Below are 24,102 nucleotides of genomic sequence, written 5' to 3'. Positions count from 1 at the left end.
ACCGCGGGCTTAGACCAGCTCGGGATATGAGGTGACGATGTAGTCGGCAGCCGCCGGGCCGGTCATCCGCAGGCCTTTGCGGCCGTCCGGGATCTTGTCCTTCATGGCCGCCCAGAAACTGGATTCGGGCCCAGGAACGTGCTGGTTGATGAAGCACCAACTCATGTAGAGGCCGAAGAACCGGTCCCGGTCAAGGGTGGATTCAGATGCCTGGTCGAAGTAGATGGCTTCCTGGAGAAACAGGTCGAACTGCGAATGCGCCATGACGGCTTCCCTTCGCTAGGTGCGTGGTGCCGCCGTGAGGCTACAGCAGCGAACCTCGATGCCCTGCACGGGGGCAAAGGATGGTGTAGGGGCATCGTCCCCGAAGATTGGGTGATGCATCAGTGCTCACACCACTGTTTCTACACTGTAGACTTTACGCGTAGACTACAGATCCGGCAAGCGACCTACTCCCCGGTACGCGCGCCATCGAGTACAGGAAAATGCATGGTTGCCCCAAAAAATCCCGGCTTGGCTCCGGCCGGAGCCAAAAGGCCACTCAGCAGGGGGATCGTGCTCGCCAAGGCCCTGGAACTCGTGGATGCCGAGGGCCTGGACGCCCTCACCATGCGCCGCCTCGGCCAGGAACTGGGCCGGGATCCGATGAGCCTTTACCGCTACGCGGAAAACCGCGCCGCACTGCTGGACGGGGTCGCGGAACTGGTCCTCGGACAGCTCAGCGTTACCGCCGATGATGCCGACTGGAAAGCCCGACTGCGCACCATCGCCCATGGCCTGCGCCTGCTGGCCCTGAAGCATCCCAATGTGGTGCCGCTGCTGGTGACCAGGCCGCTGTCCACCCCCCTGGGCCTTCGTCCGCTGGGCACGCTCAGGCCGCTGGAACACATCCTGTCGCTGCTGGTGGCGGCCGGATTCCGGCCCGCTGACGCGCTGCACGTCTACCGCGCCTTTTATGGTTTCCTGTACGGCCACATCCTCAACGAACTGCAGGAGTTCGTGGTGGACCCGGAAGAAAACGAGGCGCTGCTGCGGCTGGGGCTCCACCGGCTTCCCGCCAAGGAGTTTCCCCGGCTCCGCGCGCTGGCGCCGTCGCTAGCGGAATACGACGGCGAGGCTGAGCTGGACCAGGGGCTCACCATCCTGCTGTCCGGGCTGGAGGCGCAGCTTTCAGGGCAGGCAGCCGGTTCCGGCGCCTGAGGAAGGGCTACTCGAACGATGCCCTCCGCCGGTCCTGCAGCCGGGTCTTCCAGACGTCGGGACGGTTCACCTTGAACCGCCGGCCTGTCAGGGCCCTGGCGTTCAGCCGGACGTAGTTGGCCTTCTCCCCGGGCTGCCACGGCTCCAGCCCCAGGCTGTCCACCGCGTCCCTGTCCGCCTGGTCCTCGAGGATTTCGGTGTCGCCGCGTACCACCACGCTCCATGCGAGTTCGGTGGCGGGATCGTAGCCGTCGATTTCCAGGGCTGCTGCCCGCTCCATCCTGGCGCCCCAGAACTTGGTGCCCGGGGCCGTGCGGAAGACGATGCTCCGCAGATGGACAACGTAGTTCACCGGGAAGATTTCGGGGTGGCCGTCAACCACGATGGCCAGCCGGCCCACGGTATCGCCGTCAAGGAGGTCCCAGCAGTCGTCGAAGGACAGTTTTTCGATGGGCAGGTTTTGCGAGTCCATGGTCCACACCTTACGGGTGATGCTGAACAGGGAAAAGACCCGGCCCCGGGATGTGCGCGGGCCTAGTTGATGCCGGCGAACAGTTCGCCCAGCTCGGCGGTCAGCTCCTTCTGGACAGCCGGGGTGCCGATGTCCTTGCTGTCGATCCGGTTGACCGGGGCGAGCAGCCGCACGCTGGAGATCAGCCACACAGCATCTGCGTCGAAAAGGTCCTGCGGCTCCAGGGGCCCGTACCCCAGCTCCCAGCCCGCCGCCTTGGCTGCGGTGAAGAGTGCGCCCTGGGAGGTGCCGGGCAGGATGCCGCTGTCCAGCTGCGGCGTGATGAGGCGCTTGACCGTCGTGCCGTCGTCGGACTTTTCCACATGGGCCAGCAGCACCGTGGACGTGGGACCTTCAAGGACGCGACCATCGGAGGACAGGAAGATGACGTCGTCGGCGCCCTGCTTGTGGGCGTGGCGCAGCGCCGCCATGTTGACGGCGTAGGAGAGCGTCTTGGCGCCAAGGAGCAGCCAGGGCGCCCGTTCGGCCACGCCACTGTCGTAGCCCCGGTCAAGGAGGATGACATCTATGCCCGTCTCACGCTGCCGGCGGCCGGCCGCTCCGGCGGGCGAAACCTGCACCCAGGAGGTGGGGGCGGGGGCACCTTCGGCGCCGCGGGTCACCACCAGTTTGACCACCACTTCGTCGGCGGCGGGATCAGCTGGCGGATGCTCCGAGCGGTGGCCGGCAACAGCGGTGGCTATGGCACGCTGCCACTCGTCCCGGCCGGGAATCACCAGGTCCAGCGCCTCGGCAGACCCGGCGAGCCTGTCCAGGTGCGCCTGCATCTTCCGCACCACGCCGCCTACGGCCAGCATGGTCTCAAAGACGCCGTCGCCGCGCGTGACGCCCAGATCCGTGACCAGCAGCTGGGGTTTTGAGGCGTCAGCCACCCGTCCGTCCGGAAACGCGGGGTCGAGGAAGACGAGGGCCACGGGCGCTGGAGAGCTCATGGCACCAGCTTAGTGCGGCCCCGCGGATAAGCTGGGCGGAGTGTCCCGGCCGGAAGCCGTCCGCCGGAACCTCATCTTCCCGGGGGTACTTCCGTGTTGTGGCCTTTTTCGCTTGCCGGCACAGCGCCGACGTGGGTCGTCGTGCTTCTGGGTTTCGTCGACCTCGCCATTCGGGTCCTGGCATTGGGCATCATTCCGGGCAACAGGCGGCCCACTACGGCCATGGCCTGGCTGCTGGGAATCTTCTTTATCCCCTTTGTGGGGATTGTCCTGTTCCTGCTGTTCGGCAACTTCCAGTTGTCCAGCCGGCGGCGGGAGCAGCAGCAGCAGGTCAACAACCGGGTGCGGGCAGGAATCACCGCGCTGTCGGATGCCGAAAGCGACTACCCCGGCCCCGAATGGGTGAAGTCCGCCGCGGAGCTGAACCGCACCCTCGGTTCGCTGCCCATGGTGGACGGCAACTCCGTGGAGCTGATCCCGGGGTACCCGGACTCCATCCTGGCCATGACCCAGGCCGTGCGGAAGGCGAAGAAGTACGTCAACGCCGAGTTCTACATCATGAGCACGGACCACGTCACCAACGACCTGATCACCGCCATGGAGGAAGCGGCCGAACGGGGCGTGGAAGTGCGTCTCCTGTTCGACCACATCGGCACGCTCCGGATCAAGGGCTACAGGAACCTGCTCAGGCGGCTGCGGTCCGGGAAGATCCAGTGGAAGCGCATGCTTCCGCTCCTTCCCATCCACGGCCAGTGGCGCCGGCCGGACCTGCGGAACCACCGCAAGATCATGGTGGTGGACGGGGAGGTCGCCTTCACCGGCTCGCAGAACCTGATCGAGCCCTCCTACAACAACCCGCGCCACCGCAAGGCCGGGCGCGAATGGGTGGAGCTGATGGCGTGCCTGCGCGGACCCATCGTCACCACCCTGAACGTCGTCTTCGCCACCGACTGGCTCGGCGAAACCGACGAGTCGCTGGAGCACCAGCTGCAGCCGCCGTCGGACCCGCATCCCGGCGCCGTCACGGCCCAGGTGGTCCCCAGCGGGCCCGGGTTCAGCACCGAGAACAACCTGCGGCTCTTCAACACCCTGATCTATTCCGCGCAGCACCGGGTCTCCATCTGCAGCCCCTACTTTGTCCCGGATGATTCCCTGCTCTACGCGATCACCACCGCAGCGCAGCGTGGCGTCGATGTGGAGCTGTTCGTCTCGGAGAAGGGCGACCAGTTCCTGGTCCACCACGCCCAGCAGTCCTATTACGAGGCCCTGCTGGAGGCCGGCGTGCGGATCTACCTGTACAAGGCCCCGTTCGTGCTGCACGCCAAGCACTTCACCATTGACGACGAGGTGGCCGTCCTGGGCTCCAGCAACATGGACATGCGCTCCTTCTCGCTGAACCTCGAAGTATCCGTCATGCTCCTGGGCGAGGACATCGTCAACAAGATGCGGGCCGTGGAGGACACCTACCGGGGCATCTCGCATGAGCTGAAATTGGCCGACTGGCGGAAGCGTCCCCTGGCCGCCCGCTACGTGGACAACGTGGCCCGGCTGACGGCCACGGTGCAGTAGCCAGTCCTCCGGGATCTCTGCTCAGTCCTCCGGGAACGTGGTCCCGAGGGTTGAGAGCACGCCGAAGGCCTTGGTGCGGATTTCCTCGTACTCATCGTCCGGGACGGAGTCGGAGGTGATGGCGCCGCCGACGCCGAGCGAGAGTTGCCCGGTTCCGTCACCGCCGGCGTGAATCACCAGGGTCCGGATGGCGACGGCGAGGTCGGTCGCCGCGTTGAGCGAAAAGTAGCCGATGGCGCCGGAGTAGATTCCGCGGGGACCGGCTTCCAGCCGGTCCAGGATGGCCATGGTGCTGATTTTCGGGGCGCCGGTCATGGAACCGGCCGGGAAGCAGGCTGCCACCGCCTCGGCGCGCGGCGAACCGGGCAGCAGCCGGGCGTCGATGGTGCTGACCATTTGGTGCACGGTGGCATAGCTTTCGATGGCACAGAGCCGGCTGACCGTCACCGATCCTGGCACGGCGAAGTGGCTGAGGTCGTTGCGCAGCAGGTCCACGATCATGATGTTCTCGGCCCGGTCCTTCAGGGACGTTGCCAGGTCCGTGCGCAACTGCCCGTCCTCGACCGGATCGGCCGCCCGGCGGCGGGTGCCCTTGATCGGTTCGGCGCGCATGCCGCCGTCGGACGCTATCTTCAGGAACCGCTCCGGCGACGTGCTGGCCACCGTGAGGCTGCCCAGGCGCAGGTAGCTGGCGAACGGGGCCGGGTTCTTGTGCCGCAGGGCCAGGTACGTGGCCCACGGGTCCAACGACTCCGCCGCAATCCGGGCTTCGAGCGTTGTGGTCAGGCAGACCTCGTAGGTGTTGCCCTCGGAAATTTCGTGCTGGGCCGCGGCAATTTTCCGCCGGTACGCGCTGCCGGTGTCCCGGCTGCGGAACGCCGGCCCCCCGCGGACGGCGCCGGTGCTTCCGCCGCCTTCCGCGGCGGCACCATCGGCGGCATCCACCGCCGCCCTGGCCCCGGCGAGCCACAGGTCGGTGTCCGGCGCCTCCAGCGACAGGAGCCAGGTGGTGCCCTCGGTGTGGTCCAGCACCACGGCCCGGCCCGCGAAGATGAGCGCGGCATCGGGGGTGGGGGCGGGGACGTCACTGCCGCCGCTTTCGCGTTTCAGCTCGTAACCCAGGCAGCCGAGCCAGCCCAGGGTGAACTGTCCGGGGTAGCCGTCGGGGGTCCGGACGGCGCGGCGGCCCCAGACCGTGTCCAGCCAGCGGAAGAAGGGCCCGGTAATTTTCGCCGTCGCGGAGCCTGCGCTGATCAGGCTTTCGCCCGCGCGGTGCGTCACGCACTGCCCGAACACGCCGCCGTCGTCCGCCATGATGCTGAAGCGGCTTCGCTCGGCTGCCGTGGCGGCGGTCTCTGACGCGGCCTGCACCTGGGCGGCGCCGGCGTTGGACGAATCCAGCCAGACCGCGTTGGCCGAGCTGCCGTACAGGGACTGGAACAGTGCCGGGGCGTCGGGCGTGGCATCCACGCGCTCGGCGCGGAGGCAGAGGCCGCGGCGGGCCGACAGTTCGGGCGCGAGGACGGGCGCCAGCACGGGAAGGTAGGGGAGGAGCCGGAGCAGGTCGGCCGGGGCGGAGCCGTCCGCAAGGTTCCGGACCCGCAGGTCGGCGTGGCCGGGGACGTCGTCGCGGCCCAGCCACTCCTCCTCCTGCGCCGCCCACTGGTCCCAGTGTGGCTCATAGGTTGCGCCGTCGCGCGCCAGCGCCCTGCTGCGCCGGACGTCGTCGGGCGATTCAGCCCAGACAACGGCGCTCAGCAGCGGGCGGGCGGCCTCTGCGGCCGCCCCCACCCCCTCCACGATGACGATCTCGGCGGGCAGCGTCACCCGGGCATCGCCGTCGTAGTGGTGCTCCCAGTCCCAGCTGGTCCAGCTTGCGGCCTCGCCCCGGCTGAGGGGCGTGAGGACGGTGGAGATGTAGCGTTCGACGCCGGCCGCCAGGCCGTTCCAGCCCGGGTAGATGTCCTCAAGATGGAACAATGAGACTTTGTGGTGCGCCCGCAGGCGGGCGGCGAGCTCGACGGCGAGGGTGGTTTTACCTGCCCCGGAGCGCCCGTCGATGGCGATGATGACGGGCGCTGGATTCATGGAGTAGAGCGTACCGGTTTCCCTTGGGCTCTTTCACCCGCGGGGACGTGCTGCCGCGAAGCGTGACGGCTGCAGCCCAGGTGGGTGCCCTGTCCAGCCTTTGCTTCCGCCTGTGCTAGAGCGCCTGCGGCTGGAGTTGGGCCTTCTGTCCGACTGCTGCCTTGATGTAGCGGACCAGTCCCGGCAAGGCGGCGTGGATCTGGTGCCACACGGCGTCGAAGTCCGAGTGGCCGCCGTACCACGGGTCTTCGATGCCCTGTTCCAGCCGGTCCTTGCCTGCCATGGCGGGGTCGAAACTCCGCAGCATATGGATCTTGTCCAGCGACTCCTGGTCCGGAGCGGCTTCGCTCAGCCACGCGAAATGGTCGATGTCCAGCGCCAGGATCAGGTCGCGCTCGCGGAACCATTCGTGCTCCCATTCGCGGGCAACGTGATGCTTCGAGGCGAGCTGCGTGGCCGCGAGCCGGCGGGCGGCCCGAGGGTCGATGGGGCGGCCGGCTTCGTAGCCGGTGGTGCCGGCCGAATCGACAGCCACCAGCGCGTCCAGCCCTTCGCGTTCGAGCGCTGCCGTGAGCATAAGCTCTGCCATGGGGGACCGGCAGATGTTGCCCGTGCAGACGGTGATGACGCGGTATGGGCTCGACGTTGAGTTCATGGAACTAAGCATGCGCGCTGGAATCCCCCTTGGCTAGCGGGAGGTTCATAAAGTTTTACATCTTTGTAAAGATGCATGACTGTGAATAACAAGGGTACTCACTATGTAGGTGCTACCATCGCCGCGAAGGTTTCGACCGTCCCTAGTGAATCAGGGCCAGCAGGATCCCCACTGCAACGAACAGTGCGCCGAAGACCCGGCTGAGGACAAGCTGGCCCCGTTCGGTGCTGGTGAAGCGGTGGAAAGACCTGGCTGCGGCGGCGAAGAAGAACCACATCACCAGGATGTCGATGGCCACAATCGTGGCGGTCAGCACCGCGTACTGCGTGAAGAGCGACTGCTCGGGCCGGATGAACTGGGGAGTGAAGGCGAGGAAGAAAACAATCGCCTTGGGATTCAGCAGGTTCACCCAAAAACCGCGACGGAAAATGGACCAGGCGGGTTCGTTGCGCAGGGCCGCGGCCTGCTCCTGCTCCATGGCGGGCTTGCTGAGGAACTGCCGGACGCCCAGGTACACCAGATAGGCCGCGCCGGCGTAGCGGATCACGTTGAAGGCCACCGGGGAGCTCGCGACGAGGACGCCCACTCCCAGGGCCACGATGAGCACGTGGACCACCAAGGCTGCCTGCTGCCCCAGGATTCCCCAGATGGATCTGCGGAACCCCTCGTTGAGGGAGTTGCTCATGGTGTTGATGGCCCCGGCCCCCGGGGTGAAGCTGATCAGGGCGCCAGCGCCGGCCAGCGCCAGCCACAGGGAAAATTGCACTGAACAATCTTACGGTGGGGCCGGTGCCCGGCTTCACCAGAGGGTAGCGACAGGGGCGAAGGCCTGGAGTGCTTCGTCGGCGGTGACGAGCGTGAACCCTTCCACCATCGCTTGGGCCACCAACAGGCGGTCAAAGGGGTCTTTGTGATCCCAGTCCAGCTGCCCTGCCGCGAGGGCATGGGGTGCGCTGATGGCTAGTTCGGAGGCGTACAGGTGGGCAATTTGACGCCCGAAGCTGGTAACGATGGCCGCGCCGGAGGGAAGCTTTCCCTGCTGGTGCTTGTAGGACAGCTCGTAGGCAGTGACAGGTGAAACGAAAACCTGGTTCTCAAGTTTCGTAACGGCATTCTTAGCTTTGGGTGAGCGCCTTCTGGGTTCGGCAATCGCCCAGAGGAAGACATGGGTATCCAGCAGCAGCCGCATCACTCGACAATGCCCATTTCCTCGTCGCTCCACGGCTCATAGAAGGCATCGGGGACATGGAGGGGCCCGAGGAAGCCCAGTTCCCGCTTGGAGGGGGGCTCTATTTTCACGAGCCGGGCCACTGGCCTGCCGGACTTGGCGATGACGACGTCCTCGCCGCGTTCCACGAGGTTCAACAGCTCGGACAGGCGGGTCTTGGCCTCCTGGACGTTGTACTGGCCCATGTTGACCAAGTCTAGTTGGTCAACTTCCGCCACGTAAGGCTCGCACCAGTATTCGTTGTCGCCGCAGTACGTCATGACCCGAGGCTACCTAACTCAGAAAAGGGGTCGCCTGGCCAAGTGCGGCTATGTGGACAACTGTCAGGCCCGGGCGATGACTTCGCCGTTCGGGATCAGGAACCAGCCGTCGTCAGTTGACCCCCAGCGGTGCCAGCCCGCGGAGATCCGGGCCAGGTCGGCCGGGTTGGCGAACCCGTACTCCAGGGCCTGCTCGGCGAAGGCAGAATGCAGGACGCGTTCGCCCCAGACCCGCGCCTGCCAGCGTCGCTGCTGGGCCGTGGCGTAAAGCCAGTTGCTGCTGGTGGGGGCGACATCGGTGAAGCCCGCGGACTGGGCCCAGCTGACCAGCCGCCGCCCGGCGTCGGGCTCTGCGCCGTTGCGCCGCGCGATCCGCTGGTACAGGTCCATCCACTCGTCCAGCTCCGGGATGGCGGGATACCAGCTCATACCGTGGAAGTCGGCGTCGCGGACCGCCACGATGCCGCCCGGCTTGGCCACGCGCCGCATCTCCCGCAGCGCCTCCACGGGGTCCGTCAGGTGCTGGAGCACCTGGTGGGCATGGACGACGTCGAATGTTTCGTCCGCGAAGTCGAGGTCGTAGATGTTCCCGGCCACGAATTCCACGTTGCCCACCTCGCGCTCGACGGCGAGCGCCTGGGCCTGGACGATGATGTCCGGTGAGCGGTCCAGCCCGGTGACCTTGCCGGGGCTGACGAGGGCGGCGAAGTCGCACGTGATGCTGCCCGGCCCGCAGCCGACGTCGAGCAGGTTGGATCCCGGCGTGAGGTAGGGGAGGACGAACGCTGCGGAATTCTCGGCCGTCCTGGCGGCGTGGGCGCGGACCACGGACTCGTGGTGGCCATGCGTGTAGACATCATCTTCAGGCTGCTCGGCGCTCATAACCAAACGCTACCCCCAACCCGGGCGGCCGGGGCTGAACCTACCCGTCGTCGGATTCGCCGCGGGCCGCCACCGTTGCCTCGACCATGGCGGTCATGAACCTTATGACGGTTTCCAGCTCCTCCTCTGAGAAGGCAGCCATCGCACTTCCCATGTGCCGGGCCAGTGGTGCGAAAACGGCCCCGCCCTCCTGGAACGCCTTGGGGGTCATCTTCAGCTGGACCTGGCGCCGGTCCGTGCCGGTCCGCTCGCGCACGATGTGCCCGGAGCTGTCCAGCCGGTCGATCAGCGCAGTGGTGGCCGGAGAGCTCAGGTTCAGCTCCCTGCGCAGAACCCCGGGGGTCACCGTGCTGCCAGCGGCGGTGTGCCGCATGATGACGGCGAGGGCGTTCATGTCCGTGCGGTGCATGTCCTTCCGGCCGCCGGCGGCATCCACGTAGCGGTTCGCCTCCATGGTGAACTCCTGCAGGAGGCGGAGCAGCGGGTGCTGTGGACCGCCCGGAGCCCCTGCCGGCCGGGTCGGGGCCGAGCCCGGGGGCGTTTCGCCTGCCATGCCCACCTCCTCCCTGCGATTGCTGATTTCCGCGCCCTCGTTTCGGTCCGGGCGTCCTCAGGGATATTACTGCAGCCGCCCCGCCTGGCGTGCCGCGCCAAAAAACCTCGCCTGCCACTTATCTCTATCATGGAGATACTCTATGCTGGAAGAAATTCTACTCGCCGTCACCCCTCACGGAAGGCATCATGAAACGCACAAGAGCCGCCAAGGAGCGTTCCCCTTTCTGGCTGCGCTGGCTGGTCCCGGTAGTCCTGGTGTTCGTCTGGCTTGGGCTGGCCGGCGTCGGGGGCCCCACCTTCGGCCGGCTGGAGGAGGTCTCCTCCAATGACCAGGCGTCCTTCCTGCCCGCCAGCGCCGAGGCAACCGAGGCGCAGGACTGGCAGGCGAAATTCCGGGACTCCGACGAGGTTCCCGGCATTATCGTCATCGAAAACAGCGAAGCGTTCACCCCGGCGCAGCTGGGCGCGCTGGCCTCGCTGAAGACCAGCCTGGAGGACCTCAAGCTGGGCAGCGCCGTCATCGGCCCCATCCCCTCCAAGGACGCCAAGGCGGTGCAGTTCGTCGCCCCCATCAGTTCCTCTGCCGAAATCAAGGATGCAGTCAAGGAACTGCGGGAAGCCGTGGCGGAAGCGGCGCCGGAGGGAACGAAAACGTTCGTCACGGGACCCGCCGGCCTCGCCGCAGACCTCACCGCGGCCTTCAGCGGCATCGACGGCATCCTCCTGCTCGTGGCCCTGTCCGCGGTGTTCGTAATCCTGCTGGTGGTCTACCGCTCCCTGCTGCTGCCCATCATGGTGCTGCTGACTTCGGTCTTCGCCCTCTGCGCGGCGATCCTGCTGGTGTTCGGCATGGCCAGGGCCGGCTGGATCCAGCTGAACGGCCAAAGCCAGGGCATCCTGTCCATCCTGGTGATCGGTGCCGCAACCGACTACGCACTGCTGTTCGTGGCGCGTTTCCGCGAGGCCCTCACCCACACCACCAACCGCACCGCCGCCGTCCTGGCTGCCTGGAAGGCGTCGTTCGAACCCATCCTGGCCTCGGGCGCCACCGTGATCATCGCGCTGCTGTGCCTGCTGTTCTCCGACCTCAATTCCAACAAGGCCCTGGGCCCTGTCGCGGCGGCGGGCATCCTGTGCGCCCTCTTCGCAGCGCTCACCCTGCTGCCGGCCCTGATGGGGCTGCTGGGCCGCGCCGCGTTCTGGCCGTTCCGCCCCAAGCTGGTCCCGGCGGACCAGCGCGAGCCCGAGCTGGTCACCGGCCTCGAAGGCCAGAAGGGCCCGTGGCGCGCCACCGGCTCGCTGGTTGCCCGGCGTCCCCGGGCCGTGTGGGTGGCATCGGTCCTCCTCCTGCTGGCCGCCGCCGGCGGGCTGCTCCAGCTCAAGGCCAACGGAGTACCCCAGACCGACGTCATCCTCACCGCCTCCAACGCCGTCGACGGCCAGGACGCGCTGGCCCGCCATTTCGACGCCGGCAGCGGCAGCCCCGCCGTCGTGGTTGCGGACCAAAGCAGAGCGGCGCAGGTGCTGGACCGGGTCAAAGCGGACGACGGCGTTGGCGAGGCTTATCTCCTGGCGCAGGGCAGCGTGCCCATCACCGGAGCCCCCGGCGCGCCTACCGCGCCCGACGTCCGCGACGGGAAGGTGCTCATCAACGCCACGCTGAACGACGCGGCGGACTCGCTGGAGGCGGAGGAAACCATCAAGGCGCTCCGCGCGGAGGTGAAGGCCGTGGACCCGGGCGCCCTCGTGGGCGGCGTCACCGCAACGGCGCTGGACACCAATACGACGGCCCAGCACGACCTGGTGGTCATCATCCCGGTGGTCCTCGTGGTGATCCTCTTCATCCTGATGCTGCTGCTGCGCTCCATCGTGGCCCCGGTCCTGCTGGTGCTCTCCGTGGTGGTGTCCTACGCCGCAGCGCTCGGCGTTTCGGCCCTCGTGTTCAACAACCTCTTCGGCTTCCCCGGCGCCGATGCCACCGTTCCGCTGTTCGGCTTCGTGTTCCTGGTGGCGCTGGGCGTGGACTACAACATCTTCCTGATGAGCCGGGTCCGCGAGGAATCCCTGAAGCACGGCACACGGCCTGGCATCCTGCGCGGCCTCGGCGTGACCGGCGGCGTGATCACCTCGGCCGGCGTGGTGCTGGCCGCAACCTTCGCCGCCCTGGGCGTCATCCCCATCATGTTCCTGGTGCAGCTGGCCTTCATCGTGGCGTTCGGCGTGCTGCTGGACACCGTCCTGGTGCGCTCGCTGCTGGTGCCGGCCCTGGCGTATGACATCGGACCGAAGATCTGGTGGCCCAGCAAGCTGGGACGGACCCCGGATGCGGCGCAGGAAGAACCCCTGTTGGCCGAAATCCCCGCTCGGTAGACTGCCAGTGCGGCAGCACGGACACGGGCCTCGAAGGAGAGATCGCCATGACTGAACATTCTGAATCCGCAGCCGAAGAGCCCCGCAGGGGCAGCGCCGCCCCCGGCATGGAGGGCGAGGGCGGGCAGTTCACCGACGGCGACTACGGCGACGCCGAAGCAACCGACGGCGATCCGGCTGAGGGCGCCATCCGGGAGGGACTGACTGACGGGCAGGTCCAGGCCACCCCTGAAGAGCGCGGCCCGCTGCACGGCGACGCGGACACCGGCAGGTAGGCAGCCGGCCACTCCGCACCCTGTTCTCCGGCAGCGAACTGGGCCGGCCGCCGTCGTGCATGCCCCCAACCGGGAAACCCCGCAAAATCAAGGCAAAGCCCGCCGCCGTCCTGCCGCCACCTTCCAAAGTTGAGTGGAGTGCGCTCAACTTTGGGTTGACATCGTGGGCGCCCTGAGTAAAGTTGAGTCCAGAACGCTCAATCACTCGGGGCGCCAGCCAGTTTCCAAGGAAAGAAGGAAGCAACACATGTCACGTGCAGTAGGTATCGACCTCGGAACCACCAACTCCGTCGTCTCCGTTCTCGAAGGTGGCGAGCCCACCGTTATTGCCAACGCCGAGGGTGGCCGCACCACGCCGTCGGTCGTTGCATTCTCCAAGTCCGGCGAGGTCCTGGTTGGTGAAATCGCCAAGCGCCAGGCCGTCAACAACATCGAGCGCACCATCGCTTCGGTCAAGCGCCACATGGGCACCGACTGGAAGGTGGACATCGACAGCAAGAAGTACACCCCGCAGGAAATCTCCGCGCGTATCCTCATGAAGCTGAAGAACGACGCCGAGAGCTACCTGGGTGAAAAGGTCACCGACGCGGTCATCACCGTGCCGGCCTACTTCAACGACGCCGAGCGCCAGGCCACCAAGGAAGCCGGCGAAATCGCCGGCCTGAACGTCCTGCGCATCGTCAACGAGCCCACCGCCGCGGCCCTCGCCTACGGCCTGGACAAGGGCAAGGAAGACGAACTCATCCTCGTCTTCGACCTCGGTGGCGGTACCTTCGACGTCTCGCTGCTGGAAGTCGGCAAGGACGAAGACAATTTCTCCACCATCCAGGTGCGCGCCACCGCCGGTGACAACCGCCTCGGCGGCGACGATTGGGACCAGCGCGTCGTTGACTACCTGCTGAACCAGCTCAAGGTCAAGGGCATTGACCTCTCCAAGGACAAGATCGCCCTCCAGCGCCTCCGCGAAGCTGCCGAGCAGGCCAAGAAGGAACTCTCCTCCTCCTCCAGCACCAACGTCTCCCTCCAGTACCTGTCCGTCACCCCCGACGGCCCGGTCCACCTGGACGAGCAGCTGACCCGCGCCAAGTTCCAGGACCTCACCAAGGACCTGCTGGAGCGCACCAAGAAGCCGTTCCACGATGTCATCAAGGAAGCCGGCATCAAGCTCTCCGACATCAACCACATCGTGCTGGTCGGTGGCTCCACCCGTATGCCCGCCGTCTCCGAGCTGGTCAAGGAACTGGCCGGCGGCAAGGAGCCCAACAAGGGCGTCAACCCGGACGAGGTCGTGGCCGTCGGTGCAGCCCTGCAGGCCGGTGTACTGAAGGGTGAGCGCAAGGACGTCCTCCTGATCGACGTCACCCCGCTGTCCCTCGGCATCGAGACCAAGGGCGGCGTCATGACGCACCTGATCGAGCGCAACACCGCCATCCCCACCAAGCGGTCCGAGACCTTCACCACCGCTGACGACAACCAGCCGTCCGTGGCCATCCAGGTCTTCCAGGGCGAACGCGAGTTCACCCGCGACAACAAACCGCTGGGCACGTTCGAGCTGACCGGCATCGCCCCGGCTCCGCGCGGCGTCCCGCAGGTCGAGGTCACCTTCGACATCGACGCGAACGGCATCGTGCACGTCTCCGCGAAGGACAAGGGCACCGGCAAGGAACAGTCCATGACCATCACGGGCGGCTCCAGCCTCTCCAAGGAAGACATCGACCGCATGGTCCGTGACGCCGAGGAGCACGCAGCCGAGGACAAGGCCCGCCGCGAGGCCACCGACACCCGCAACACCGCCGAGCAGCTGGCCTACTCCGTGGACAAGCTGATCGCCGACAACGCCGACAAGCTGCCCGAAGAGGTCAAGACCGAGGTCCAGGCCGACGTCGACTCCCTCAAGAAGGCCCTCGAAGGCACCGACGACGCCGCGGTGAAGTCCGCATTCGAGAAGCTGCAGGCTTCCCAGACCAAGCTCGGCGAAGCCATCTACGCCCAGGCCGGTTCGCCGGACGGCGCAGGCGCTGCAGGTGCCGAGGGTGCCGCGGGCGCTTCTGCAGGCAGCAAGGCTGACGAGGACATCGTCGACGCCGAGATCATCGACGAAGACGAAGCGAAGAAGTAGCCATGCCGCACCACGGTAACGAGGAAGAGCACAACACATCCGCGGGCCGGCAGAACACGGAGGGCAACGGCCAGGAGCCGGTCATCCGGGACAACCGCAAGGTTGACCCGGTGACCGGGCAGGCCCGGCACCCGGAGGGCAGCCACGCTGAGGGCGGCCACGCCGCCCCCGGTGCCGGCGCCCAGGCCGGCAGCCCGGATTCCGACGGCGACGCGCTGGCCCAGGCCGAGGAGATCCTCAACGGCATGGACGTGCCGGCCGAGGAATCCGTGGCCCAGGGGGCTCCGGCGGGGTCCGCAGGCAACGCCGAGGCCGCGGAACTGCGCAATGACCTCCTCCGCCTGCAGGCCGAGTACGTCAACTACCGCAAGCGCGTTGAACGCGACCGCGCCGTGGCAGGGGAGATGGCCGTCATCGGCGTCCTGAACTCCCTGCTCCCGGTCCTGGACGACGTCGACGCCGCCCGGCAGCACGGCGACCTCACCGACGGTCCATTCGCAGCGATCGCCATCAAGCTGGAGAACGCGCTCAAGACCTACGGCCTGGTCCGGATCAACGAGACGGGAGTCGAGTTCGACCCCACGATCCACGAGGCCCTGATCCAGCAGCCCGGCGAGGACATCGAGGTTGACACCGTCAGCCAGGTGCTCCGCTCCGGCTACAAGTCAGGGGAACGGGTCCTGCGCGCGGCCCAGGTCATCGTCGCAGTCCCTGCGTAGCATTGCATCAGCGAAATGGCAGTTCGCGGCAGTGATTCGAAAGAACATTGGCGCGAACTGCCATCTCGGCACAAATTTTTGAAAGGAAACGCCATTGGCTAGCCAGGATTGGGTGGACAAGGACTTTTACAAGATCCTTGGTGTTGCCAAGGACGCTTCCGACGCCGATATCAAGAAGGCCTACCGGAAGCTCGCGCGGCAGCACCACCCTGACACCAACGCGGGAAACGCTGCTTCCGAAAAGAAATTCAAGGACATCTCCGAGGCTTATTCGGTGCTCTCGGATCCCGACGAGCGCCAGCAGTACGACGCTATCCGGGCCATGGGCAGCGGCGCCCGGTTTGCCCCCGGCGGTGCCGGTGGCGGCAACGGCGGGTTCGAGGACATGTTCGGCGGACTGTTCACCGGCAACACCGGACGCCACGCCGGCGGCTTCAACCCCTCTGCCGGTGGAATCCCGCCCGAGTTCGCCGACCTGTTCGGCGGCTTCGGCGGCGCGCCCGGCTTCCAGCGGACGCCGCAGCGGGGCGCCGACAGGACCGCCTCGACGAGCATTTCGTTCGCAGGTTCCATCCGAGGCACCACCATCGGCCTGCGTGAGCCCAGCGGTGAAGTGATCGACGTCCGGGTTCCTGCAGGCATCAAGGACGGCCAGAAAGTCCGCGTGCGCGGCAAGGGCCAGCCGGGTGCCGCCGGCAACGGCGACCTGGTGGTGTCCGTCTCCGTCCAGCCGCACGCCTTTTACACCCGCGACGGCGACAACCTGCGCATCCACGTTCCCGTCACCTTCCCGGAGGCTGCCCTGGGCGCCGACATCGAGGTGCCCACGATCGACGGCGACAAGGTGAAGGTCCGCGTTCCGGCCGGGACGCCGTCGGGACGCACCCTGCGCGTCAAGGGCAAAGGCGTGAAGACGTCCAAGGCCACCGGCGACCTGCTGGTGACCATCGACGTCGCCGTTCCCAAGAACCTGAACAAGGACGCCGAAGCCGCGGTCAAGGCTTTTGCCGAGGCGACGTCGTCGGCCGATGTCCGTGAGGGCCTGGCAGCCAAGGCCCGGCTCTAGGAGCGGAGGTGAGCGGTGGACATCAATGCTGACCAGCCCATCTTCGTGATTTCCGTGGCGGCTGAGCTGGCGGACATGCACCCGCAGACGCTGCGGCAGTATGACCGGCTGGGCATCGTCAAGCCCAGCCGCGCCCCCGGGAAGTCCCGGCGCTACTCGCAGCGTGACGTGAACATGCTGCGGGAAGTGCAGCGGCTCTCCCAGGAGGGCGTGTCGCTGGAGGGGATAAAACGCATCCTGGAACTCGAGAACCAGGTGGCCGCACTTCAAAGCCGGGTTGCCGAACTGACCGAGGAACTGGGCCGCAGGCCGCAGGCTTTCGACTCGCGCATCTTTGCCGCCGGCGCAGCAGGTGACGTGGTCAGCCTGGCCCGGGGCCAGCGGCCGCGGCCCCGGTCGCAGGCCGTGGTGCTGTGGCGCCCGCGGGCGATCGGCCAATGAGCGCAGGCAGTAAGTACCGCTGGCCGGCGGACCCGGAAAAACTGAGTACCCACTACTCGTGACCGAAAAGGCCCCCAAAACTTGAATGGAACCATCGCCGGACCAACGGCGGTGGTTCCACAAGTTCTGGGGGTTTTCCGTGTTCAAGGTTCTCAATGACGCTCTGAATGGCGGGGCCCGGCCATGAGCCCGGGCATGCAGGCCGTCGCCGCGTTCAGCGGCTCAATGCCGGGCCAGATCCTGCTGGCCATCGGGCAGACCATCGTGGTGGTCTGCGTCTGCTTCGACATGGTCCGGGAGCTTTCCGTCCCGCGGTCGCACCGGCGCTACGTGGCCAGCACGGTGTTCCGGACCCTGGCGATACCGTCGATCATGGCCAATGCCCTGACGGTCTTCATTGCCCTGGTGCTGGCTTCCTGGATTGACGTGGTGATGGGCATGTTCGTGCTCGTGGCCATCGTCTTCCGGTTCCACCACGACCAGGACGAGGACAACTGGTGGAAGGGCAAGGGCAAGAAGCTTGCCCGCTGGGCCCGGCGGCAGTTCGCCGGACGCACGTCCGCCGCCCCCGCGATGGGGTAACCGTGACCAAAAGCCCGGGAGCCCCGCACGTTGAGCATGCGGGGCTCCCGTTTCCAGGACCTCTCAGCCGTTGATGACCTGCGGCACGCCGAGCGCCTTCAGGCCTTCGACGCCAAACTCGACGCCGTAGCCGGACTGCTTCGCCCCGCCGAAGGGGATGCGCGGGTCCACGGCGCCGTGCCGGTTGATCCACACCGTTCCGGCCTCGATGCGGGCGGCGACTTCGCGGGCGGCCTTCCGGTCCGGCGACCAGACGGAGGCGCCCAGTCCGACGTCGAGCGCGTTCGCCTTTTCCACTGCCTCGTCGATGGTGCTGTACCGGATGATCGGCAGGGCAGGGCCGAACTGCTCCTCGGCCACCAGTGGGTTGTCGTTGTCGATGTCGGCCACCAGGGTGGTGGGGTAGAAGTAGCCGGGCTGGTCCTTGTCCGGGTTGCCGCCGAGGAGGACGCGCGCCCCGGAAGTCTTCGCTGCCTCCACGAGGTTCGCCACGACGTCGTACTGTGTCTTGTTCTGCAGCGGGCCGAGGACGTTGTTTTCGTCCAGGCCGTTGCCCATGGGCATGGCCTTGGCCACGGCGGTGAGTTCTTCGCAGACGGCGTCGTAGATGTCGTCGTGGACGTAAAGGCGCTTGAGCGCCGCGCAGGTCTGGCCGGTGTTCAGGAACGCACCCCAGAAGATGTCCTGCGCGATGGCCTTGGGGTCGGCGTCGGGCAGGACGATGCCTGCGTCGTTGCCGCCAAGTTCCAGGGTGAGCCGCTTGACGGTGTCGGCGGAGGATTTGATGATGGCGCGGCCGCCGGCGGTGGAGCCGGTGAACATGATCTTCCCGATGGCGGGGTGGTCGGTGAGCCGGGCGCCCACCTCGCGGCCGCAGGAGACGGCGGAGAGGACGCCTTCGGGAAGTTCCTCGTTGAGGACCTTGACCAGGGCCAGGACCGAGAGCGGGGTGTTGCCCGACGGCTTGACCACCACCGTGTTGCCCATCCGCAGGGCGGGGGCGAGCTGCCAGACGGCGATCATCATCGGCCAGTTCCACGGACCGATGGCGGCGACAACGCCGATGGGCCTGTACTGAAGCACGGCGCGGGTATCGCCGTCGTCCACAATGGTTTCCGGTTCCAGCGGAAGGCCCGCGGTGGCGCGCAGCCAGGCGACGCAGGCGCCCACTTCGAAGCGGGCGTTGGGGCCGTTGAGCGGCTTGCCCTGCTCGCGGGAGAGCAGCTGGGCGAGTTCCTCGGCGGAGCGTTCGACGGCGTCGGCTGCCTTCAGGAGCGCGGCGGACCGGGCGTCGTGGCCCAGGGCTGCCCAGGCCGGCTGGGATGCGACGGCTACGTCGATGGCATTTTCCAGGTAGTCGAGGTCATGGATGGGGGCTTCGCCCACCGCTTCTCCGGTCGCCGGGTCGAAGATGGTCCGGCCGGTGCCGGGGGCGGGGGCAAGGGACGCGAGAAGCGCATCGTAGGTTTCCAAGGTTTACTCCACTTCGAGTAGGCAAGGACGCCAGCCGGGCGGCGTAGCGGGTTGCTTCCCAGTGTGGTGCGTGTCCCCGGCGGGGCTCTTGTCTTTGTGTGCAGAGCACTTGTGCTGGAGCGAACGCTGGCGGCCAAGTGTCACACTGGCCCACTTTTCACGGACCTGTCCATGGCGGGGGCGCGTCCCCACGGAGGCAGGCCTGCCAAAAGTGGGCCAGTCCGGCCGGCGGCACCACCCAAAGTTTTGTGAAAGCGCTTTCCGTCTGCTTGAATCGATTCATCCACCGTCCTCCCCAACCAACCATGGGTTCACCTTGGGCGCGCGGGGACCCGGGGAGCGCCATGAAGAGACTTACAAAGGAGTAGTGTCCGTGAAGAATTCGAAGCCTGTAGCAGTGGCTGTCATTAGCGCCTGCGTGCTGGGAGGGTTGGGCTTCACTGCCCCCGCTAACGCGGCCGACGCAGACAGTACGCAGGATTCTGCGCTCTCAGTACTCAATGTGCTGGGCGGCAGGTCATCGCCCGAATCGAATGCCTATTTCATTTCGCCAAGCGGAGATGACAGCAATCCGGGAACGCAGGACGCACCCTTCAAGACGTTGATGAGGGCGCAGTCGGCAGCGGCGGCGGGAGACACCGTCTATATCCGCGGCGGGATCTACGATCAGTTCGATATACCCGAAACCGCCAATCCGTTTGAAGACGTCTATCACTATGTGAACGACATCTCTAAGAGCGGCATCACCTACGCCGGCTACCCGGGAGATGACCGGCCCGTCTTCGACTTCAGCAATGTGCCGACCGATCAACGCGTGGCTGCCTTCTACGTGGGAACGCAGGTAACCGGAGTGAACTTCGTCGGATTCGACGTGACGGGCGTCAAGGTCGGTGCGCAGAAGCAATCCGAGGCGTTCAGGATTGCCGGTGGTGCCAACTTCGTGAACATGGCCGCCCATGGCAATGAAGCAGTCGGCTTCTATTACACGATGGACGGCACCGGCGTGGTGCTGAACAGCGATGCGTACGACAACATTGGTCCCACGGCCCTGTCGGCCGGCAACACGGACGGATTCGGCGCCCACGCAAAGGACGTGTGGTTCATCAATGACCGGGCCTGGCACAACAGCGACGACGGCTTCGACAGCATCACGTCCCAGGGGCGCGTCACTTACGTGAACGACTGGTCCTTCGACCACCATGGCAACCAGGACGGGGTGGGCGACAAGAACGGGTTCAAGGTGGGGGGATACGCCTACCGCACCCAGGGACTCCCCGACCCCATCCCACTGCATACCGTCATCAACTCGCTGGCTGCGGACAACGGCGGCAACAACTTCTACGCCAACCATCAGCCGGGCCAATCCGCGTTCTGGATCAACAACACGGCCTACAAGCCGGGGTACGGCGCAAACTTCAACATGCTGGAGCGAGTGAGCCCCACCAGCCCGGACAACATTGCCGGGTACCGGGAGGTCCTGCACAACAACCTGGCCTACGCCGGTGCACCGACCTCGAACGACAACACCCCGGCAGAGAACGAGACAAACAATTCCTGGACCATTAACGGTGGCCTCGACGTTGCCGCCGGGGACTTCGAGAGCCTCGACATGCACCAGCTGACAGCACCCAGGAAAGCGGATGGCTCCCCCCCGGACGTATCGTTCATGAAGCCACTGGCGGGCACAGCCCTGCAGCAGAACGGCCTGGGCTACCTGGCCGATCAGGGCGATCCCTATGCAGCGCTGCAGAAGCTCGTGAATGTTTACGGCAGCTCGGGCGACATCGACAGCCAGGGCCTGAAGGACAGCCTTCTGGACAAGCTGGCGGACCACGAGTTGGGCGCCTTCATCCAGGAGCTCGAGGCCCAGTCGCAAAAGCACCTCAGCAGGAACGCTGCCAATACGCTGATCCTGGTGGCGAACACGCTCTAGTGGCTGCCCTGCCACACTGGCCCAGGTTTGGGGCGCCGACAGCGCAGAACCCCCGATTTTTCGGGGTCCTGCTTGTGATAACTGGGCCAGTTTGGCGGGTTCAGTGGCCGGCATAGGGGTCTGCGATGCCGAGGTATTGGGTGGTGGTGTATTCGGCGATGCCTTCGGTGCCGCCTTCGCGTCCCAGGCCGGATTGTTTGACGCCGCCGAAGGGTGCTGCGGCGTTGGAGATGACCCCGGCGTTGAAGCCGACCATGCCGAATTCGATCTGTTCGGCGACGCGCAGAAGGCGGTTGAAGTCGCGGCTGTAGAGGTAGGAGGCGAGGCCGTATTCGGTGTTGTTGGCGAGTGTGATGGCTTCTTGTTCGGTGCTGAAGGTGGTGATGGGGGCGACGGGGCCGAAGATTTCCTGGGAGAGGATGGCGGCGTTGTTGGGGACGTTGGCCAGGACGGTGGGTTGGTAGAAATAGCCCGGCCCATCCACGGGTGCCCCGCCGGTGACCGCCACCGCGCCGGCGTCGACGGCGGCACGCACCAACGCGTGAACGTCGTCGCGGGCGCCGGCGTCGATGAGCGGGCCGACGGTGGTGTCCGGTTCGGTGCCGCGGCCGGTGGTGAGGGCGGCCATGGCGGCGGCGAACTTGGCGGTGAACTCTTCGGCGACGGTTTCGTGGACGAGGAAGCGGTTGGCGGCGGTGCACGCCTCGCCCATGTTCCGCATCTTCGCTGCCATGGCCCCTTCGACGGCGGCGTCGAGGTCGGCGTCCTCGAACACGATGAAGGGTGCGTTCCCGCCGAGTTCCATCGAGGTGCGGAGCACGTTCTGGGCGGCGTCTGCCAGAAGGCGCTTACCGACCGGGGTGGAGCCGGTGAAGGAGACCTTCCGCAGCCGGGAGTCTTTGAGCAGCGGACCGGAGATCCCGGACGCGGAGGAGGATGCGACGACGTTGAGGACACCGGCGGGGAGGCCGGCGTCGAGCATGGTCTGCGCGAAGTACTGGGCCGTGAGTGGGGTGAGCTTGGCGGGTTTGAGGACCATGGTGCAGCCGGCGGCGATGGCGGGGGCGACTTTGCGGGTTGCCATGGCGAGGGGGAAGTTCCAGGGGGTGATGAGCAGGCAGGGCCCGACGGGTTTGTGCTGGACCAGGATCTTGTTTTTGCCTTCGGGGGTGGTGAGGTAGCGGCCGTAGTCGCGGACGGTTTCCTCGGCGAACCAGCGCAGGAACTCCGCCCCATAGGTGACCTCTCCGCGGGCCTCGGCCAGCGGTTTGCCCATCTCCAGGGTCATCAGCAGGGCGATGTCCTCGGCGCGTTCAACGACCAGGTCGAAGGCGCGGCGCAGGATCTCTGCCCGGGTCCTGGGCGCGGTGCGCGCCCAGGAGGCCTGCGCGGCGTCGGCCGCGTCCAACGCAGCAAGGGCGTCCTCGCTGGTGGCGGAGGCGAGCGTGGCGAGCACCTCCCCGGTGGCGGGATCGTGCACATCGAACGTCCCGCCGTCGGACGCCTCCACCCACTCACCGTTGATCAACAGGCCGGTGGGAACGGAGGCGAGCAGGGACGACTCACGCTCCGGCGAGAGGGCAGGGGAAAGCGCAGAAGTGACTGTCATTGCATAAGTCCTAAAAGTTGGTCAGTAACTGGCGCGGGTTTCGCCGTTGGTTGGCTTCACGAACCTCGCCGCGAGGGCTTCGGAGCCGCGGGCGAGGAGGGCGACGTCGGCGCCCACCAGGATGAAGTCGGCGCCGTGGTCGAGGTAGTGCCGGGCGGTGTCGGGGTTGAAGGCGTTGACGCCTGCGGGCTTCCCGGCTGCCTTGGCGGCGGAGAGGCAGTGTTCGACGGCGGCGCGTACCTCGGGGTGTTCCTGCTGTCCCAGCAGGCCCATGGACGCGGCGAGGTCGGAGGGGCCGACGAACACGGCGTCCACGCCGTCGACTTTGAGGATGTCCTCCACCGCTTCGACAGCGGCGGTGGATTCGATCTGGACGGTGACGCTGATGGTTTCATTGGCGCGGGCGAGGTAGTCCGGGACCCGGTTCCAGCGGGCAGCCCTGGCCAGCGCCGAGCCGACCCCGCGGACGCCCTGCGGCGGATAGCGGGTGGCAGCCACCGCGGCTTCGGCCTCGGCGACCGAGTTGACCATGGGGATCAGCAGGTTCTGCACGCCCAGGTCCAGGTACTGCTTGATCACTACGGTGTCGTTCACGGGCGGCCGGACCAGGGTGTGGACCGGGTAGCCGTGGATGGCCTGGAGCTGGGCGAGGATGGACTCGAGTCCGTTGGGGGAGTGTTCGGCGTCGACCAGCAGCCAGTCCAGGCCGGACCCGGCGCACAGCTCGGCGATGAGTGGGCTGCCGGAGCAGACCCACATGCCGGCCAACGGCCGGCCTGCCTCGCCCTGGTTCTTCTGCGCGGCAAGGGCGTCGCGGAAGGTATCCGTTATCCGAAACGGCACGTCACGCTCCCCAGTGGTCCGTAGTCGGCGTGGACGGTGTCGCCCTTGTACACCCACATGGGGCGGGTGAAGGACCCGGCAAGGATGATGTCCCCGGCCTTGAGGGCGTCGCCGTGGGCGGCGATCTTGTTGGCCAGCCAGTGGACCCCGTTGGCGGGGTGGTCCAGGACGCCGGCGGCGACGCCGGTTTCCTCTACGGTCTGGTTCTTGTAGAGGATGGCGGAGACCCAGCGCAGGTCCACGGCGTCGGGCTTGACCGGGTTTCCGCCGATCACCATGGCGCCCATGGCCGCGTTGTCCGAGATGGTGTCCACGATGGTCCGGCCCTCCATTTCGATCCGGGAGTCCAGGATCTCGAGGGCCGGAACCACGTAGTCGGTGGCCTTCAGGACATCGAAGATGGTCACGCCGGGGCCCTTGAGCCCGTCCTTGAGGACGAACGCGAGCTCCACCTCCACCCGGGGGTGCGTGTACCTGTCCCATTCCACGGAGCAGCCGGTGTCCAGGACCATGTCGTCGAAGATGGCGCCGTAGTCGGGTTCGGTGATGCCGGTGGCGGCCTGCATGGCCTTGGACGTGAGGCCGATCTTGCGCCCCACCAGGGTCCGGCCGGCTTCCTCGTTCCGGCGCCGCCACAACTGCTGGACGGCGTAGGAGTCCTCGACCGTCATCTCCGGGTAGCGGGCCGTCAGGCGGGGGACAGGGGTGCGGGTCCGGCCGGCTTCCACCAGCTCGTCCGCGATGGCCTCAATCGTCGTTGGCTCCAGCATA

24 protein-coding genes are annotated in these 24,102 nt (G+C 66.7%); 10 read left to right on the top strand and 14 right to left on the bottom strand.

Annotated features, from left to right (window positions below):
* Positions 1–9: 9 nt before the first annotated feature.
* Positions 10–264: a hypothetical protein gene (locus ACYSM9_RS05470; protein ID WP_461855994.1), complete on the bottom strand. Its 255-nt coding sequence runs from the start codon at positions 262–264 to the stop codon at positions 10–12.
* 225 nt (positions 265–489) lie between these two features.
* On the opposite strand from ACYSM9_RS05470, the gene ACYSM9_RS05465 reads away from it, so the two are divergent.
* Complete coding sequence (locus ACYSM9_RS05465; RefSeq protein ID WP_461855993.1) at positions 490–1,200, top strand: TetR/AcrR family transcriptional regulator C-terminal domain-containing protein; 711 nt, start codon at positions 490–492, stop codon at positions 1,198–1,200.
* A 7-nt stretch (positions 1,201–1,207) separates the two neighbouring features.
* Here the strand turns inward: ACYSM9_RS05465 and ACYSM9_RS05460 are convergent, their stop codons facing one another.
* Entirely contained in the window at positions 1,208–1,672 is a 465-nt protein-coding gene (locus ACYSM9_RS05460) for a pyridoxamine 5'-phosphate oxidase family protein (RefSeq protein ID WP_461855992.1), read from the bottom strand.
* A 62-nt stretch (positions 1,673–1,734) separates the two neighbouring features.
* Positions 1,735–2,664, bottom strand: a complete 930-nt coding sequence (locus ACYSM9_RS05455; protein ID WP_461855991.1) for an aminodeoxychorismate lyase — start codon at positions 2,662–2,664, stop codon at positions 1,735–1,737.
* A gap of 93 nt (positions 2,665–2,757) precedes the next feature.
* On the opposite strand from ACYSM9_RS05455, the gene cls reads away from it, so the two are divergent.
* On the top strand, positions 2,758–4,233 hold the full coding sequence (gene cls / locus ACYSM9_RS05450) for a cardiolipin synthase (RefSeq protein ID WP_461855990.1): 1,476 nt from the start codon (positions 2,758–2,760) through the stop codon (positions 4,231–4,233).
* A 21-nt stretch (positions 4,234–4,254) separates the two neighbouring features.
* Here cls and pabB read toward each other — a convergent pair whose 3' ends face one another.
* The 7 genes from pabB to ACYSM9_RS05415 all read right to left on the bottom strand — a co-directional run bounded on the left by pabB (position 4,255) and on the right by ACYSM9_RS05415 (position 9,899).
* A complete protein-coding gene (pabB, locus tag ACYSM9_RS05445) occupies positions 4,255–6,321 on the bottom strand; it encodes an aminodeoxychorismate synthase component I (RefSeq protein ID WP_461855989.1) in 2,067 nt (688 codons plus the stop codon).
* Positions 6,322–6,436: 115 nt separating this feature from the next.
* Complete coding sequence (locus ACYSM9_RS05440) at positions 6,437–6,976, bottom strand: low molecular weight protein-tyrosine-phosphatase (protein WP_461855988.1); 540 nt, start codon at positions 6,974–6,976, stop codon at positions 6,437–6,439.
* 142 nt (positions 6,977–7,118) lie between these two features.
* Positions 7,119–7,742: a LysE family transporter gene (locus ACYSM9_RS05435; protein WP_461855987.1), complete on the bottom strand. Its 624-nt coding sequence runs from the start codon at positions 7,740–7,742 to the stop codon at positions 7,119–7,121.
* Positions 7,743–7,775: 33 nt separating this feature from the next.
* Entirely contained in the window at positions 7,776–8,165 is a 390-nt protein-coding gene (locus ACYSM9_RS05430) for a type II toxin-antitoxin system VapC family toxin (RefSeq protein ID WP_461856051.1), read from the bottom strand.
* Positions 8,165–8,464, bottom strand: coding sequence for a type II toxin-antitoxin system Phd/YefM family antitoxin (locus tag ACYSM9_RS05425; protein WP_461855986.1), 300 nt, complete (start codon positions 8,462–8,464; stop codon positions 8,165–8,167). Before ACYSM9_RS05425 ends, ACYSM9_RS05430 begins: the two co-directional genes overlap by 1 nt.
* 63 nt (positions 8,465–8,527) lie before the next feature.
* The gene (locus tag ACYSM9_RS05420; protein WP_461855985.1) at positions 8,528–9,346 is read right to left on the bottom strand and encodes a methyltransferase domain-containing protein; all 819 of its coding nucleotides are present in this window, start codon (positions 9,344–9,346) and stop codon (positions 8,528–8,530) included.
* Positions 9,347–9,386: 40 nt separating this feature from the next.
* Positions 9,387–9,899, bottom strand: coding sequence for a MarR family winged helix-turn-helix transcriptional regulator (locus ACYSM9_RS05415; protein ID WP_461855984.1), 513 nt, complete (start codon positions 9,897–9,899; stop codon positions 9,387–9,389).
* 188 nt (positions 9,900–10,087) lie between these two features.
* Between ACYSM9_RS05415 and ACYSM9_RS05410 the strand changes: the two genes are divergently transcribed.
* The 7 genes from ACYSM9_RS05410 to ACYSM9_RS05380 all read left to right on the top strand — a co-directional run bounded on the left by ACYSM9_RS05410 (position 10,088) and on the right by ACYSM9_RS05380 (position 17,473).
* Positions 10,088–12,271 (top strand): MMPL family transporter, encoded by a 2,184-nt coding sequence (locus tag ACYSM9_RS05410; RefSeq protein WP_461855983.1) that lies wholly within the window; start codon positions 10,088–10,090, stop codon positions 12,269–12,271.
* Between the two features lie 47 nt (positions 12,272–12,318).
* Positions 12,319–12,546 carry a hypothetical protein gene (locus ACYSM9_RS05405; RefSeq protein WP_461855982.1) on the top strand — a complete coding sequence of 76 codons (228 nt, stop codon included), beginning with the start codon at positions 12,319–12,321 and terminating at the stop codon, positions 12,544–12,546.
* Positions 12,547–12,793: 247 nt separating this feature from the next.
* Complete coding sequence (dnaK, locus tag ACYSM9_RS05400) at positions 12,794–14,665, top strand: molecular chaperone DnaK (protein WP_461855981.1); 1,872 nt, start codon at positions 12,794–12,796, stop codon at positions 14,663–14,665.
* A 2-nt stretch (positions 14,666–14,667) separates the two neighbouring features.
* A complete protein-coding gene (locus tag ACYSM9_RS05395; protein WP_461855980.1) occupies positions 14,668–15,384 on the top strand; it encodes a nucleotide exchange factor GrpE in 717 nt (238 codons plus the stop codon).
* Between the two features lie 94 nt (positions 15,385–15,478).
* Positions 15,479–16,450: a DnaJ C-terminal domain-containing protein gene (locus ACYSM9_RS05390; protein WP_461855979.1), complete on the top strand. Its 972-nt coding sequence runs from the start codon at positions 15,479–15,481 to the stop codon at positions 16,448–16,450.
* Between the two features lie 15 nt (positions 16,451–16,465).
* Positions 16,466–16,891 carry a heat shock protein transcriptional repressor HspR gene (locus tag ACYSM9_RS05385; protein WP_221387433.1) on the top strand — a complete coding sequence of 142 codons (426 nt, stop codon included), beginning with the start codon at positions 16,466–16,468 and terminating at the stop codon, positions 16,889–16,891.
* Between the two features lie 195 nt (positions 16,892–17,086).
* Positions 17,087–17,473, top strand: coding sequence for a hypothetical protein (locus ACYSM9_RS05380; RefSeq protein ID WP_461856050.1), 387 nt, complete (start codon positions 17,087–17,089; stop codon positions 17,471–17,473).
* Between the two features lie 63 nt (positions 17,474–17,536).
* Here ACYSM9_RS05380 and ACYSM9_RS05375 read toward each other — a convergent pair whose 3' ends face one another.
* Positions 17,537–18,946: an aldehyde dehydrogenase family protein gene (locus ACYSM9_RS05375; protein WP_461855978.1), complete on the bottom strand. Its 1,410-nt coding sequence runs from the start codon at positions 18,944–18,946 to the stop codon at positions 17,537–17,539.
* Positions 18,947–19,319: 373 nt separating this feature from the next.
* Between ACYSM9_RS05375 and ACYSM9_RS05370 the strand changes: the two genes are divergently transcribed.
* Positions 19,320–20,879, top strand: a complete 1,560-nt coding sequence (locus ACYSM9_RS05370; RefSeq protein WP_461855977.1) for a right-handed parallel beta-helix repeat-containing protein — start codon at positions 19,320–19,322, stop codon at positions 20,877–20,879.
* Between the two features lie 100 nt (positions 20,880–20,979).
* Here ACYSM9_RS05370 and ACYSM9_RS05365 read toward each other — a convergent pair whose 3' ends face one another.
* The 3 genes from ACYSM9_RS05365 to hpaH are packed head-to-tail and all read right to left on the bottom strand — an operon-like array spanning position 20,980 to position 24,101.
* On the bottom strand, positions 20,980–22,488 hold the full coding sequence (locus ACYSM9_RS05365; RefSeq protein ID WP_461855976.1) for an NAD-dependent succinate-semialdehyde dehydrogenase: 1,509 nt from the start codon (positions 22,486–22,488) through the stop codon (positions 20,980–20,982).
* Between the two features lie 21 nt (positions 22,489–22,509).
* On the bottom strand, positions 22,510–23,331 hold the full coding sequence (locus ACYSM9_RS05360) for an HpcH/HpaI aldolase family protein (protein WP_461855975.1): 822 nt from the start codon (positions 23,329–23,331) through the stop codon (positions 22,510–22,512).
* Positions 23,316–24,101: a 2-oxo-hept-4-ene-1,7-dioate hydratase gene (gene hpaH, locus ACYSM9_RS05355; RefSeq protein ID WP_461855974.1), complete on the bottom strand. Its 786-nt coding sequence runs from the start codon at positions 24,099–24,101 to the stop codon at positions 23,316–23,318. Before hpaH ends, ACYSM9_RS05360 begins: the two co-directional genes overlap by 16 nt.
* Position 24,102: the final 1 nt, after the last annotated feature.

It is taken from the genome of Arthrobacter sp. C152, from assembly GCF_054890965.1.
The sequence above is the reverse complement of the archived record's forward strand: the minus strand, read 5'-3'. Positions and strand labels throughout refer to the sequence as shown.